Origin of the sequence: Pradoshia sp. D12 (assembly GCF_008935075.1) — a bacterium.
In the GTDB taxonomy this organism is placed as follows: domain Bacteria; phylum Bacillota; class Bacilli; order Bacillales; family Pradoshiaceae; genus Pradoshia.
The window spans coordinates 2,216,498-2,230,995 of sequence record NZ_CP044545.1 but is presented as its reverse complement, the minus strand read 5'-3'; the positions used below and the strand labels follow the sequence as shown (position 1 = coordinate 2,230,995).

The following is a 14,498-nucleotide window of genomic DNA, read 5'->3' as shown; positions in this document are numbered from 1 at the left end:
AACCCATATCTTGTGAAGGGCAAAAAGAATTAGTGGAGGGGATTATATGGAAACGACTGGTATGCAAAAACAATTTGAGTTGACCAGAAGTAAGCTACAGGAAATTTTAGAGGATTTATCTGAAGCGGAGGCTGATCTTCAACCAGAAGGTTTTAATAATACGATTCGCTGGCAATTAGGGCATGTACTGGTAAGTGCGGAATCCTTCTTGTTTGATTATCCTGGCAGCGGTTCACCGCTTTCAGAGTTATATGGAGAATTTTTCAGAAGCGGAACTTCGCCAAAATATTGGCAAAGAAGTGCACCTTCTTTGAATGATATCAAGTCCAATTATCAATCTCAGGAAAAGAGAATTAAAGATTTACCGGAGGAATTCTGGAGAGAAGAGGTAACAGGTCCTCTTGCAAAGTTTGGTATTAAAACAAAAAGCGAATTGTTTCACTTTTTACTGAGCCATGAAGCGATGCATCTAGGTCAGATTCAATCATTAAAAAAATTAGTTGAACGACATAAGACTACTAATCAATATTAATAAAGAGAGCGGGGAAGTTGTCATACCCTAAAAGTTAGAGTAAAACTAACTTTTAAGGGGCGGTATCGCATTCCCCGCTTTTTTTATGTTTCTGTTTATTTATTAAGCAAAAGATCTGAGAAATTCTTTGCACCCGTATCTATAAATAGAACAAGAATGATACCGATCATCAACAAAATAAATGGTTTTTTAAACAAGAATATCACCCCTATATTTATGAATATTAGTTCTTATGAATTCTAAGATATGTATACCAATGGAGATAAATAGTTTTACAATTCGGCTCCTCATAATAAAGACCCTAATTAAAGATTAAAAAATTTCTGGAAAATAGGTTTATTCTGTAAATTCCGACTGATAAAATGTTCTGTTTTGCGGTTTCTTTGAGGATGTTTAGTAGTATTTTAATAAGAAAAAGAAAATTCTAAATCAATCAGTAAAGATCTCAAATGAGGTCTTTTTTTCGTATCCAATACCTACTTTATTTAAGCAGATTCGCTATTCCAATATAAATTTTTCATGAAATGAAAAGTCTTTGGAAAAACTGTTCGAGAGGTGATTGGAATGAAAAAGAATGGCATCAGAAAAGGAAGTATACTTATTACTGTATTTAGTGTTTGGATAAGCTTACCTATGAACTGGATAGAAGCTAGTCCGTATAAGAATCAACAAGAAGAAAATATAATGCACGTCCTTAGGTACCAACAATCTACGACTGATGCGTCATTTAGTAAAGGTTATAAAGTGGCTAAACATAGACTCGATCGAGCTCTGCAACAAAAGACGGATGAGGATAAAGCCATTATTTTAGATTTAGATGAAACCGTATTGAATAACCGCCCTTTTTTAGCTAAGTTGGCTCAAAAGAAAAGCTCCTTTAATGATAAAGAATGGGATGCATGGGTCTACCAAGCAAATGCCAAACCTCTGCCTGGTGCATCAGAGTTCCTTCAATATGCGGATATGAAAGGAATCCAAATCTTTTATGTGTCAAACAGGAAAAAACATTTATATGAGGCTACTGAAAAGAATCTGAAGAGGGCTGGATTACCGCAAACGGATCAAGGACATCTTATTTTACTGACAGATGAAGTGAATACAGAATCAAGAAGGAAAGCAATCGAAAAGAATCATAGCGTCATTCTGAACCTCGGTGATAATTTGATTAATTTTTCCAAGTAAATTGATACTTATGATCATCAAGAACGAATGCAGCAAGTTGGATAAAAGAACAGGCAGGAAATAAGTATAAGTGTTATCAACTTCATACAGGGGAACTGGAAAAAGGAGATACGTTATTTACTGGAAGTTGATGGTTAAACAAATGTCAGTTCCGATTGTGGAGCTGACTATTTTATTTTAAATCGAAAACTTATACCGGAGCTTTACCCCACCTATATCACACCTATCCCCGGTCAAAGGTGGCGTAAAGGTATGGGAAAGGTGGGAGAAAGGAGGAATCCCCTGGCTATGGACCATCTATGCCCCACCTATTCAACACCTATGCTACCTCTCTCCTAAACCTATATCTGATCAATAGATATCAGATCCCTTACCTTACTATATCGTTTAAATTTCCTATTCCTATTGTTGTATACTAAAAATATAAGAAGAGAGGTGGTCGATGATGAATATTTATTTTGCGAATGATATCAGAGAAGTCGACAGTAAAGCTGACGCGGATGGGCTATCCATCTTTGCTTTAATGGAAAACTCTGGACAGGCTTTGTTCAGAGAAGTATCCAGTTTAATTCAGAGGGAAGATGAAGTTGGAATCATCGCTGGGCAAGGAAATAATGGAGGCGATGCGATTGTCCTTGCGAGATTATTGCTGAATCACGGTTATAAGGCGACGCTTATTTTGCCGTTTGGATTGCCAAAGTCTAAAGTTGCGCAACAGCATTTTTCTTATTTTATTACTTGTGGATACCCATACACCCAAACGATTGAAAATGAATATGATGTTCTGGTAGATGGGCTCTTTGGAATTGGGTTTAAACCGCCGTTTTCCAGTCATGCGGATCGAGTGCTTGCCTACTGGAACCAATCATTGGCTCTGAAAATTGCGATTGATATTCCTTCAGGTGTTGAAGCAGATAGAGGTAATGTAGTGACTGCCTTTAAAGCAGATTACACATTATGCTTACATGGGGTTAAGCCTTCAGCTTTTTTAGTGCCTTCGGCTGAATACTATGGGACAGTCAAATCGTTGGATATTGGATTGGTACAGCAATCAGGCTGGAGAGTATGGACAGAGGAAGATGTTAAACAAACATGGCCTGCTTTACCAAATAATCCGCACAAAGGATCATTTGGAACCGGATTATTAATTGCTGGCAGTGAGGAAATGCCAGGTTGTGCACTTCTGTCTGGTCTTGGTGCTATGCGTTCCGGAATTGGCAAACTGACAATCGCAACCGATAAAAGTGTAGCACAAATTGTTTGTCAGAGACTTCCTGAAGCAACCTATTGGTATCACACGCTTCAACAATTAAAAGAAAATAAACAGCTATCCAGTATGAAAGCAGCAGCAATCGGTCCTGGTTTGGATTTGGATGAACAATTGGAGGATAAAGTTCAATTTTTATTGAATCAACCTGATTTGCCTCTTATTTTAGATGCCGCTGCCCTGCAAAAAAGAGAGTATCCAAAAGGGCGTCCGGCACCGGTCATTTTGACACCTCATCCCGGAGAGATGGCTCGAATTACAGGATTATCTTCTAGGTGGATCAATGAAAACCGCATTTCGGTTGCTCGTGATTTTGCTATTGAACATGAGGTAACAGTTATTTTAAAAGGAGTAAATACGGTTATCGCTTTTCCAGATGGAACTGGCTATATCAATCAAACGGGAAATCGCGGTCTTTCAAAAGGCGGTTCTGGAGACACATTGCTTGGAATTATTTTAGGATTACTGTGTCAATCTGAACCTTTCTCACACTATACAACAGCCGTGTCGAATGCGGTTTATCTTCATGGGAAATCGTCAGAATATTGGGCGATTGAACGTGAACCTAGCGCAATGCTAGCAACAGATATTATGGAGGTCTGGCCATATCTTTTAAAACAATTAAATCTTAAAAAATAGGTAGAAAGGTATTAATTTAGCAAAAAAACGGGAATAGACAAATAAAAACATGGAAAGGAGTCTCTTGATGAATCGAGTCTATACTTACACCAAGAAAGAAGAAGTCGTCAATGCGATTACGCATGGGATAGGAGCAGCTTTATCCTTTGCGGCCCTAATCTTAATGATTGTTTTTTCTATAACGAATGGAGCTGGCGATAGGCTATCAGTTGTTTTGGTCTATGGAATATCGATGTTGATGCTTTTTACATTCTCGACTCTGACTCATGCATTTCCTGAGGGCAAAGTCAAAGTGATTATGGAATTCTTTGATCATACCTCCATCTATTTATTTATTGCAGGAACGTATACACCGTATGCAATCATTGCAATTGGAGGGAAAACAGGATATGCATTATTGGCGATTATCTGGACGTTGGCAATAGCCGGAATTGTTTTTAAAGCCATTTTCCTAAGGAAATTTGTCATTCTCTCTACAATAATCTATATCATCATGGGCTGGTTAATTGTTGTAGCATGGGAGCCGTTAAAAATGGCAGTTCCTCCAACTGGATTAATGATGCTTGTGTATGGCGGATTATTATACACGGTAGGAAGCATCTTTTATGTATGGAGAGGGTTTCCATATCACCATGCGATTTGGCATCTGATGGTCTTGGTTGCTTCTATTCTGCACTTTTTATCTATCTTTTTGTATGTATTACCTATGTAAATTAAAAAAATGTCGATTCAATACTCCAACAAAGGTTTGGAGTTTGAATCGACATTTTTTAATATCTTTTTTGATTTTGTAAGAAATGTAACGTTTTCTCACCAACTGCTCGCGCGCTTTGTGGATTTTGTCCTGTAATCACTCGCTCATTTTCCACCACATGTGATGTGAAAGGAACGGTTGATTTTGTGAATTTTCCAGCTTTAGCGGTTAACTCATTTTGAAGCTTGAATGGTATTTTATGTGATGCAAACATGATCGTTTCTTCCATATTTGTATAACCGGTTACTGTTTTTCCTTCCAAGAGATGAGTCCCATCTGATAATACAACATTTAATAAAGCAGCAGGTCCGTGGCAAACAGCCGAAACGACACCGCCTTTTTCATATATTTCAGCGGTTAACTTTTGAATGCTGGACTGGTTAGGGAAGTCCCACATCGTTCCATGTCCGCCGGCAAAATAGATGCAGCCATACTCGTCAGATGTTATTTCATCGATAGAAGTGGTTTTATCCAATCTACTAATAAAATACGGATCCAGATAGTATTCCTTTGTCCTGTTATCCAGCAAGACAGGGAGAAGGCTTTTCGGATCAAGTGGTACTTTTCCTCCTTTTGTGGAAACTATATCAACCTCATATCCTGCCAATTTTAAACAATCATAAAAATGTACAAGTTCGCTTAACCATAAACCCGTTTTGTCTTTTTTATTTTTCATATATTCATGGCTCGTCACAACAGCCAATACTTTCTTTTTCGCCATTAAAAATCCTCCTATCTGTAAAGTGTAATTTTAACATAAATTGACTCTATTGACCTATTATTATGGTGTTGTGAAATAAAGGAAGGGGACGATGAAGTTTTTTACCACTTTTATTTGAGAGGATAGATTAGATATTTCAATCTATTATTTTTATTGAAAATTGGAGTTAGTGGATATGGATTTAAGGAGAGTTTAAGTTTAATTGTGTAAACCATACCATTGGTAAATGTGTTTTTATTATGAAAATCAAGATGCAGATAAAAATATATTTATGAACTTTTATAGACTTAATTATAATAGAATCCTTATTTATTATGCTTATTGATATTTGTTGATATTATTCGCAGTTTGTTTCTTTTTGTATTTTTAATTTATACACTGTAAACAAATGTACTATTGAGATTATCTTTTATATATGAATTAATATAATCCACTAAAAGGTGGTAAAATATACTAATGGTTAGTATGCTTAGTATATCAGTATATAAAGAATAAAGGGTGAGTTACGATTAAAAATGAGCCTCTGTATCAACAAATAAAAAATAAAATTAAAGCTCAAATACAAACAGGTAAGCTCCGGGTAGGTGATCGTGTTTCCTCTGAAAAAGAGTTGACGAAAGAATATCATGTTAGCCAGATTACAACTAAAAATGCGCTTGTTGGACTTGCTGAAGAAGGAATAGTAGAAAGAATCAAAGGAAAAGGTACGTTTGTTTGTGAAAGTTATTTAACCTCTTCTATTAATCAACTGAATAAACAAAAGGGATTAATCGCACTTATTCTACCAAATATGAAAACGAAGATTGAACAAGAGTTTGTTAATTTTATTGAGAGGTATGTTACAGAAAATGGTTATAAACTTATTATAAAAATTACAAGAGAGTCCCAATATGTTGAAGCGGATGCTATTGAAATGTTTAGAGAGATGGAAGTAAGCGGGATGATTATCTTTCCTACAGAAAAAGAAACATATAATGAGGCTGTCCTTAAACTGTCATTGGATAAATATCCTTTTGTATTAATTGATAGATATATGGAAAATATTTTAACTTATAGTGTAACCTCCGAAAATGAAGTCGGTACGTTCGAAGCTATTTCCTACTTATTAAATGAAGGGCACAAGAATATTGGGCTCATATCTCCGTTCATTACCAATACTGTAACTAATGAGAGATCAAAGGGATTTGAAAACGCTTTTCTAATTAAAGGGATTAAAATTGATAAGAACCAATGGCTTTTATTAGGATTCAATGATATTCAACCGAATATAACCCCAAACTTAATTAAGATTTTTTTATTAAGTAAGCCAGAAATTTCAGCTGTTTTTACAATGAATGCAGAATTAGCTCTTTATACTCATTTAGCAATCTGTTCTTTGAAGAAGGAATTAGGTCGAGAAATTGTATTGTTGACCTTTGATCCATCTGGTATAGCTGGAGTTCCATTTATAAAGCAAGATATTGATAAATGTAGTAAAAAAGCAGTTGACCTTCTTTTAGAACAAGTTAAGGGTACTTACAATCCAAAAAGGATTTATGTTCCTGTGCAATTTAATTCATGTGAAAATGTAGCACTGTTAGATACTCTATTAAAATAAACAAGTATTGGTTGATTAATAATGATATGTTGTTTAATTAATAGAAAGCAAACTATGTAATCTTTATAGACGTAGGTTGGTTCTTTTCTGCTTTAGTCTACTTATCTTAAGAAAAGTATATTTTATACTAAATTTAGTATATTAATGTTATTGAGCTTAATTTAAAATATAAATGTAAGCACTTACATTTTTTGAAATATTTAGATAAAATATAAAGGAGTTATTCAAATGACAGAAATATACATACCAAGAACTGAATATCCGCGTCCTCAGTTTGAAAGAGCGGATTGGATGAATTTAAATGGAGAATGGAATTTCAAATTTGATAGAGAGAATATCGGAGAAAAGGAAGAATGGTACAAAGAATCAAAGTTTGATAAAAAAATAATCGTCCCTTTTACATATGAAACAAAAGCCAGTGGTATTGGAGAGGAAAAATTTTGTCCGAATGTTTGGTATCAAAAAACAATCATAATACCTAAAGAATATGAAAATAAAAACATAATCCTTCATTTCCAAGCAGCAGATTATGTAACAAAGCTATGGGTTAATGAAATATTTGTTGGTGAAAATAAGGGTGGACAAATTGCATTTTCATTTAATGTTTCTGATTATTTAAGTGAGGAAAATGAATTAAACATTGTGGTTAAAAATGAAGACAGTCAAAGCTGCTTTCAACCAAGAGGAAAACAAAGGTGGTTAGATAATAATTTTGATTGTTGGTATGTCCAAACAACTGGAATTTGGCAAACGGTATGGCTTGAGTTTTTAAATGAAGCGCATCTCCAGTCAGTCAAAATAACTCCTGATATAGATACAGAATCAGTTGAATTCGGGTTTGAAGTTTCAGGTGACCTTGATCAGTCCTTAGTATTAAGAACATCCATTTATTTTGAAGGTCAGCTAATAAAGCGTTTTGAAGAAAGCGTATATCGACCACATTTTATGACTACCATGAATATTGCTTGTGAGTCTCATAAATGGAGAATAATGCATTGGAGTCCACAATCTCCTAATTTATATGATGTTGAATTTACATTGCTTGAGAACGAGAAAGTAATAGATTATGTAAAATCATATTTTGGGATGAGAAAAGTGTCTATAGAGAATGGGAATGTATTGTTAAATAATACACCAATTTATCAAAAACTTATATTAGATCAAGGTTATTGGGAAGAGTCATATTTAACACCACCTTCAGATGAAGCAATCATTGAAGATATTGACCGAACATTAGAAATGGGCTTTAACGGAGTTAGAAAGCATATGAAAGTCGAAGATCAGCGATTCCTATACTGGGCTGATAAAAAAGGACTGCTAGTCTGGTCTGAAATGGCTGCAACCTATGAGTTTTCTGATGGGGCAATTCAGAATTTTACAGATGAATGGATTGAAGTTGTTAAGCAGCACTATAATCACCCGTCCATTATTACTTGGACTCCGTTTAATGAATCATGGGGTATAAAGAATGTTTTTACAGATGCAAAACAGCAAAATTTTACAGAAGGTATCTATCATCTTACAAAAGCGATTGATAGCATGAGACCTGTTATTGTAAATGATGGTTGGGAGCATACAGTTTCAGATATTCTGACTCTTCATGATTATGTGGAATATGGTGAGGAATTTATTGGACGATATAAAGACAAAGAAAAAGTTGTGAATAACAAGATAGCATTTAATAATTCTAAGTTTGCAATGGCAAAAGGATATGAATATAAGGGGCAGCCAATCATTATTAGTGAATATGGTGGTATTGCCTTTGATTCTGAAAAAGGCTGGGGCTATGGTAAGCAAGTGAATAGTGAAGAAGAATTACTACATCGTTATGAATCTATTACTCAAGCTATTAAAAACACTCCATATATTAGTGGTTTTTGCTATACGCAAATTACCGATGTGCAGCAAGAGGTGAACGGTTTACTAAAGGAAAATCGGGAACCAAAAGTAGATTTAAACAAAATCAAGACAATAAACAATAAATAAGACTCAAATTGATAACTGTATGTACAACGCCCTTGATGAAAACTTATAGGAAGTCAGTTAAAGGGATAAAAATAGTGAAATTTAAAATGTGTACTAACTATTCATTAAACATTATTTAATTGATGGGAGGTATTGATTCGTTCGCTTTTAAGTATTAGGAGCATGTTTTATCTTCTGAAAAAATTAGGGGGGAAACTAATGAGAAAAATATCGCTATTAACATTGTCTATTCTTTTTCTAGTTATGACGGCATTGACAGGTTGTAGTTCATCTAGTTCAGGTTCAGAAGGTTCATCTAAAAATGAAATTGTCTTTTGGAATCCATTCACAGGGCCAGATGGTGAGAATATGAAGCAAATTGTGAATGATTATAATAAGACAAACCCTAAGTTCAAAATTAAGAATGTATCAATGGTAGAAAATGATATGTATACCAAGATTCCAACGGTAGTAAACTCTGGAAAAGGTATTCCTGATTTAACCGTAGTTCATGCTGAGAGAATTAAACAATTTGTAGATAATGATATGTTAACAAAGTTTGATGATGTATTGACTGATCATCCTGAAATTAAAGCAGAAAACTATGTAACAGCAGGTTGGGACATTGGTAACCTTAATAATAGTAGATATAGTGTGCCATTAGATGTGCATAGTTTTGTAATGTATTATAATAAAGATTTGCTGGAAAAATATGCACCTAATGCACTTGATGATAATGTTATAACTTTTGATGAAGTGAAAAAAGCAGGAGAATTGTCTAAAAAAGACAAAATTACTGGCATTGGAATCACTTGGACACGTCCGATCTTTTTATCCATTTACAATCAATTCGGGGGAGACATAACTAGTGATGGTGAAGCTCCTACTATTGATACTCCAGAAGCTAAAGAAGCATTACAATTATTAAAAAGTCTTGTAGACGATAAAATTGCTAACAAGGATGGAGAAGATCCAGGCCAGTTATTCAAATCTGGTAAAGCTATTTTTTATCCAGAAGGTATCTGGATGCAAAATAGTATAAAAGATGCTAAGAAATTAAACTGGGGTTTAACAAACTTCCCTCAGCTTTCATCTGATAAAATTGTAAACTGGACGTCTTCTCACCAATTCGTCATGTTTAACAGCAAAGAACGTTCAGACGAAAAGGCAAAGGGGATAGTTGATTTCCTAGATTTTGTGAGAGAAAATTCACTTCCATGGGCTAAAGCAGGACAAAATCCTGCAGCTTTAGAAACCTTAGAAAATCCTGAATATAAAGAATTGCCTCAGGCTTTCTTAATTGAGAACCAAGAAATGCAGCAATCTCTTAAAATCTTTGATTATAAGTACAATGGTTTTGTAGTCGAAGAAGTCGATAAATTGGTTGGCGATGCGATTTATGGGAAATTAGATATCGATAAAGGGTTGAAAAATGCTCAAAAAGCAGTTGAGGATAAAATTTCAACTAATAAAAAATAATAATAATGGAATTAATTGACAATAAAAATCGATCTTTCACAATTAGAGAGAAATCCTTATCCATATATAAGGATTTCTCTCTCTATTCGATATCTAAAGAATAGGGGTTAAATATATGAACAATCCTGGAGTGAATAAAGAATTAAAAATGTCAGCAGGTATAGAAAAACATTCGAAACAAAAACATTTTAATTTTTCTCCGTTTCTATACATTGGGCCACATCTAATAATATTTGCGATATTTTTTCTTATTCCCACTTTATATGGTATTTATATTTCATTTACGAGCTGGGATCTAATCGGAAAGCCGGAATTTGTTGGATTTGCTAATTATCAAGAAATATTATTTAATCAAGATTCAACATTTTACGATCAACTACGTACTGGATTAGGAAACACATTCAAGTTTGTGCTTTTTACAGTTCCTGCTTGTATTATTGTTCCTTTGCTTTTAGCTGCAGGTCTTAACACAAAACCAAAGGGGATGAAATTTTTTCAGGCATTGTTTTACATGCCGACTTTGTTTTCTGTTTCTGCCGTAATGATTATTTTTTCAATGCTTTTCAGTGTTTCTTTTGGCCCAGTTAATCATTTTCTAAATGTTGAAACAAACTGGTTAGCGACCCAGCCATATGCCTGGATTGCATTAGTTACTGTAACGGTCTGGTGGACAATCGGTGCAAATATGATTATTTATCAGGCTGCTTTAAACGGTATTTCAAAAGATTTATATGAGGCAGCCTCAATAGATGGAGCAAATAAGTTTCAAAGCTTTTTTAGAATCACTCTACCAAGTATAAGATCTCAAATATTATATACAGTTGTTATTACAACAATCGCACAATTTAATGTATATGGACAACCACTTATGTTAACGAAAGGTGGGCCAACTAGCTCAACTTCCGTATTATTAATGTACATACAAGAAAATGCATTTGGTTCTGGAATTTCTATTGCTGGTATCGGAGCGGCAATGGCTGTAATTCTCGGTTTATGTATTATGGTTGTTTCTGCCATTCAATTCTTCTTTTTAAGACAACGTGATTAGGAGGTTCTTGTTTTGGGTAAAAAAGGTATTTCAAAAATTGTTGGTTTAATCTTTTTACTGATAATGGCTTTTATATGGATTGTCCCTGTCTTGTACACATTCATTACGTCTTTCAAAAGTGAGGCAGATATTCAAACAAATGCTTTTACAATCCTACCGATTAATTGGGTTATTGGTAATTACCAGGATGTACTTTTTAATAACACGAGTGCACCAGTTGCAAAATGGTTTATGAACTCAATGATAATATCGCTATCACAAACAGTATTAGTACTTGTAATTGTTTCATTAGCTGCATATGGATACTCAAGAATGAAATTCAAGGGAAGAGATACCATTTTTATCTTTTTAATGGCAACGATGATGTTTCCAGCTGTTGTAAACCTTATTCCGCTTTATAAAATTATGGACACACTAGGTTGGGTAAATAATTATTTAGCTGCGATTGTACCGGGGGCAGCAGGAGTATTTAATATCTTCCTTGTAAGACAGTTTATGCAAGGAATTCCTATTGATTTTGATGAATCTGCGAGAGTAGATGGAGCTTCCGATTTCCAAATATTTTTTAAGCTGATTTTACCACTAATAAAACCGGTATTAACAGTTGTAGCGTTATTTACATTTACTGCCTCCTGGAATGACTTTTTATGGCCATCCATTGTGTTTAATGATGTTGAAATGATGCCAATCACCCCGGGATTACAATTACTACAAGGGATGTATCAACTCGATGTGGCGCATGCTCTAACGGGAGCACTTGTTGCCATTATTCCAACATTTATCCTTTATTTATTTACACAAAAATACTTTATGGAATCAATGTCCTTGTCATCTGGAGTTAAAGGATAATAGAAGGAGGTTTAATGGTGAATCGAAAGCTAGAGAGAAGATTAGTCATGGTCGGTTCTATATGGCAGATCGTTTCAGGTCTCCTTACTATTTTTGTTTATGCTTCATATATAAAAAATGAAGGATTAAATTCTGATTATAATACTCTAGCAAAACTTGAAGCGGCACAATCTATTTTTGGTAGTTTATATATGTTCTCGGTTAGCTTCGGAATGCTATTTGTTATATTAGGGATTGTAAATTTTGTTATGGCAAAATTATTAAAGGACAATCAACTAGAAGTTAAAAAGCCTATCTGGTTTATCTTAATAGGGGTTACCTCCTATCTAGTAATGGATCTGTTAGGGTCCTTAATGTTTTTATCGGCAGGAATTTTAGCATTAGCCAAAAACAAATCGATATCAAAGATCGTAAACAATCAATTTCAAAAACAATAATTTATCTAATAAGTTGATTCTCTCAGTTAGGATAGTTAGGGTCCTAGTTCTTTAGAATGGGCATAACTTCTAAATTGTAATTTCAAAAGGTGATCAAATCCCATTTAGTTAATTGATTGGTAACCGTATTAAAAAGTATCTAATCTGATAGCATAAAAATTTTAATGATAAGACTGTCATCTAGATATTAATTCTTTAATGGCTTGCCCGTGCGGTAAGTCGTTTTTTTTTTTTTGTGAAATAACCTGTTTACATCTATGTTATTTTTGAGGCATACAATTAGATGTAAGGGTGATTGTGTTTCAGTTTATGAATACCCAGAATGGGAAGAACAGGTACCTATATAGAGAAATGTTAAGACCACTCCCTAAAGGGTCTTTGGTAAGTTATTTAATAGAATTAATTACGAAAGCGATTTCCAAAATATTGGGCGATATTCCCAATAAATGGTTGATTTTTCAGAAAAATCGATTTATAATCACTAATGAAAGCGGTTTCTGTTCTCTGATAATGACATGATTTTAATCTTTTTGGAAACCGGTTTCTAAACGGTGGTGCTATTATCATTTTTTTAAAGATTAATATGGTAAAGGGGGCTGGGTAGCACAGAATCAAAATTTACCTTTATGCATCATCCATGGATGATGGTCTGACCAAATTATTATAGGGGGTTTTACAATTGAAAAGCTTAAAAAAATTGGCTGCAATCGGATTATCAACGGTCCTGGCGCTGTCGTTGGCAGCATGTAATGATGAAAAGACTTCTTCAAACGGTGGTAAAAGTGGGGAAAAAGTTACCCTGGATTTCTGGACATTCGGAGCTACGAATTATGAGGATCTTGCGAAGGAATATGAGAAGGAAAATCCTAACGTTACCATTAAAGTAAGAGCAGCAGAAACAGCAGATCATCATGATGCTTTATTCACCGCTTTATCTGCTGGAAGCGGAGCGCCTGATATCACGATGTTGGAAATTGACCAATTAGACCGTTTTAAAGCAGCACAGGATCGCTTTGAAAACTTGTATGATCTTGGTGCAAAAGATATTCAAGATCAGTACTTAGATTGGAAATGGAAAACAGGGGAGAATGATAGTGGGGATTTCCTGATTGGTCTGCCAACAGATATTGGACCGAAAGCCTTATACTATCGTGCAGATTTATTTGAAGCTGCAGGTCTTCCAACAGATCCTGAGGAAGTAGCCACACTGATTAATTCACCAAAAGCTTTTGAAGAAGCTGGTGTGAAGGTGAAGGAAAAAACAGGCAAGGTATTTATAGATAGTATCGAAATGGCATTCAGAGCTTACTTGGATGGTGCAGAAACAACATTCCTTAATTCTAAAGGGGAGTTATTGATCGAAGAGGACGGTAACGCTGTTAAAGAAGCTTATGATTATGCTGTGAAATTGAATGAAATGGGTATTGTTGGTAAATTTGAAATGTGGTCTCCGGAGTGGGCAAATGCTGTAAATAAAGGTGAATTTGCTGCTGAATTAGGGGCTGGATGGTTAAAAGGCTGGATGGAAGGGAATGCGCAAGAAGCTTCCGGTAAATGGAGAGTTGCGACATTGCCATCTGAATTTGCGGCAAACTGGGGTGGCTCATTCATCTCCATACCAAGCGAAACGAAAAATGCGAAAGAAGCATATAAATTTACTTCATGGTTAGTTTCTCCAGACAATCAACTAAAATCCTTCCAAGACAAGGGACTTTTCCCTTCCGCACAAGCTGTATATGAAATGGATGCTTTCAAAACAAACGAAGATGCTTTCTTTGGCGGTCAAGCAACAGCACCTGTATTTGCAAAAGCAGCACAGGATATCAGTGGGGCTGTTTATAAAGGAGAAAAATACTTCCCAATCTATTCAGAAGTATTGAATGGCTTAAAGAACGTTCAAAATAAAGGAACGGATCCTGAAAAAGAATGGAAAGCCGCTGTTAAACGCTCCAAGGGCTTACTAAACCGGTAATTTCAATAGATTACTAATAAGGTGGGAATCGGCGTGACTTTCATGGATACGTCGCT

12 protein-coding genes are annotated in these 14,498 nt (G+C 34.8%); 11 read left to right on the top strand and 1 reads right to left on the bottom strand.

Features of this window, described 5'->3' with window-relative positions; all coding sequences use genetic code 11:
* The first annotated feature begins 46 nt into the window (after positions 1-46).
* The 4 genes from F7984_RS10625 (at position 47) to trhA (ending at position 4,332) form a co-directional block, all read left to right on the top strand.
* Positions 47-532 (top strand): DinB family protein, encoded by a 486-nt coding sequence (locus tag F7984_RS10625; RefSeq protein WP_066106986.1) that lies wholly within the window; start codon positions 47-49, stop codon positions 530-532.
* Between the two features lie 564 nt (positions 533-1,096).
* Positions 1,097-1,714: a 5'-nucleotidase, lipoprotein e(P4) family gene (locus tag F7984_RS10620; RefSeq protein ID WP_066106983.1), complete on the top strand. Its 618-nt coding sequence runs from the start codon at positions 1,097-1,099 to the stop codon at positions 1,712-1,714.
* 442 nt (positions 1,715-2,156) lie between these two features.
* Positions 2,157-3,620 (top strand): NAD(P)H-hydrate dehydratase, encoded by a 1,464-nt coding sequence (locus F7984_RS10615; RefSeq protein ID WP_140461554.1) that lies wholly within the window; start codon positions 2,157-2,159, stop codon positions 3,618-3,620.
* 67 nt (positions 3,621-3,687) lie between these two features.
* Entirely contained in the window at positions 3,688-4,332 is a 645-nt protein-coding gene (gene trhA, locus F7984_RS10610; protein WP_066106977.1) for a PAQR family membrane homeostasis protein TrhA, read from the top strand.
* Between the two features lie 58 nt (positions 4,333-4,390).
* On the opposite strand, the gene F7984_RS10605 is transcribed toward trhA, so the two are convergent.
* A complete protein-coding gene (locus F7984_RS10605) occupies positions 4,391-5,095 on the bottom strand; it encodes a type 1 glutamine amidotransferase domain-containing protein (RefSeq protein WP_066106974.1) in 705 nt (234 codons plus the stop codon).
* Between the two features lie 508 nt (positions 5,096-5,603).
* Here F7984_RS10605 and F7984_RS10600 point away from each other — a divergent pair.
* From F7984_RS10600 to F7984_RS10570, 7 genes are all read left to right on the top strand, one after another.
* The gene (locus F7984_RS10600) at positions 5,604-6,692 is read left to right on the top strand and encodes a GntR family transcriptional regulator (RefSeq protein WP_066106971.1); all 1,089 of its coding nucleotides are present in this window, start codon (positions 5,604-5,606) and stop codon (positions 6,690-6,692) included.
* Positions 6,693-6,920: 228 nt separating this feature from the next.
* Entirely contained in the window at positions 6,921-8,678 is a 1,758-nt protein-coding gene (locus tag F7984_RS10595) for a glycoside hydrolase family 2 protein (protein ID WP_066106968.1), read from the top strand.
* 198 nt (positions 8,679-8,876) lie between these two features.
* Positions 8,877-10,136 (top strand): extracellular solute-binding protein, encoded by a 1,260-nt coding sequence (locus tag F7984_RS10590; protein ID WP_066106965.1) that lies wholly within the window; start codon positions 8,877-8,879, stop codon positions 10,134-10,136.
* A gap of 115 nt (positions 10,137-10,251) precedes the next feature.
* Positions 10,252-11,184 carry a carbohydrate ABC transporter permease gene (locus F7984_RS10585; protein ID WP_077248134.1) on the top strand — a complete coding sequence of 311 codons (933 nt, stop codon included), beginning with the start codon at positions 10,252-10,254 and terminating at the stop codon, positions 11,182-11,184.
* Between the two features lie 12 nt (positions 11,185-11,196).
* Complete coding sequence (locus F7984_RS10580; protein ID WP_066106962.1) at positions 11,197-12,033, top strand: carbohydrate ABC transporter permease; 837 nt, start codon at positions 11,197-11,199, stop codon at positions 12,031-12,033.
* 17 nt (positions 12,034-12,050) lie between these two features.
* Positions 12,051-12,470 (top strand): hypothetical protein, encoded by a 420-nt coding sequence (locus F7984_RS10575; RefSeq protein ID WP_066106959.1) that lies wholly within the window; start codon positions 12,051-12,053, stop codon positions 12,468-12,470.
* 679 nt (positions 12,471-13,149) lie between these two features.
* A complete protein-coding gene (locus F7984_RS10570; RefSeq protein ID WP_140461552.1) occupies positions 13,150-14,442 on the top strand; it encodes an ABC transporter substrate-binding protein in 1,293 nt (430 codons plus the stop codon).
* Positions 14,443-14,498 lie beyond the last annotated feature (56 nt).

Excerpts from the sequence above, each read along its gene's own strand:
- F7984_RS10595 (WP_066106968.1), top strand. The coding sequence starts at position 6,921 with ATGACAGAAATATACATACCAAGAACTGAATATCCGCGTCCTCAGTTT.
- F7984_RS10615 (WP_140461554.1), top strand. The coding sequence starts at position 2,157 with ATGATGAATATTTATTTTGCGAATGATATCAGAGAAGTCGACAGTAAA.
- F7984_RS10590 (WP_066106965.1), top strand. The coding sequence starts at position 8,877 with ATGAGAAAAATATCGCTATTAACATTGTCTATTCTTTTTCTAGTTATG.
- F7984_RS10620 (WP_066106983.1), top strand. The coding sequence starts at position 1,097 with ATGAAAAAGAATGGCATCAGAAAAGGAAGTATACTTATTACTGTATTT.
- F7984_RS10585 (WP_077248134.1), top strand. The coding sequence starts at position 10,252 with ATGAACAATCCTGGAGTGAATAAAGAATTAAAAATGTCAGCAGGTATA.
- F7984_RS10605 (WP_066106974.1), bottom strand. The coding sequence starts at position 5,095 with ATGGCGAAAAAGAAAGTATTGGCTGTTGTGACGAGCCATGAATATATG.
- trhA (WP_066106977.1), top strand. The coding sequence starts at position 3,688 with ATGAATCGAGTCTATACTTACACCAAGAAAGAAGAAGTCGTCAATGCG.
- F7984_RS10625 (WP_066106986.1), top strand. The coding sequence starts at position 47 with ATGGAAACGACTGGTATGCAAAAACAATTTGAGTTGACCAGAAGTAAG.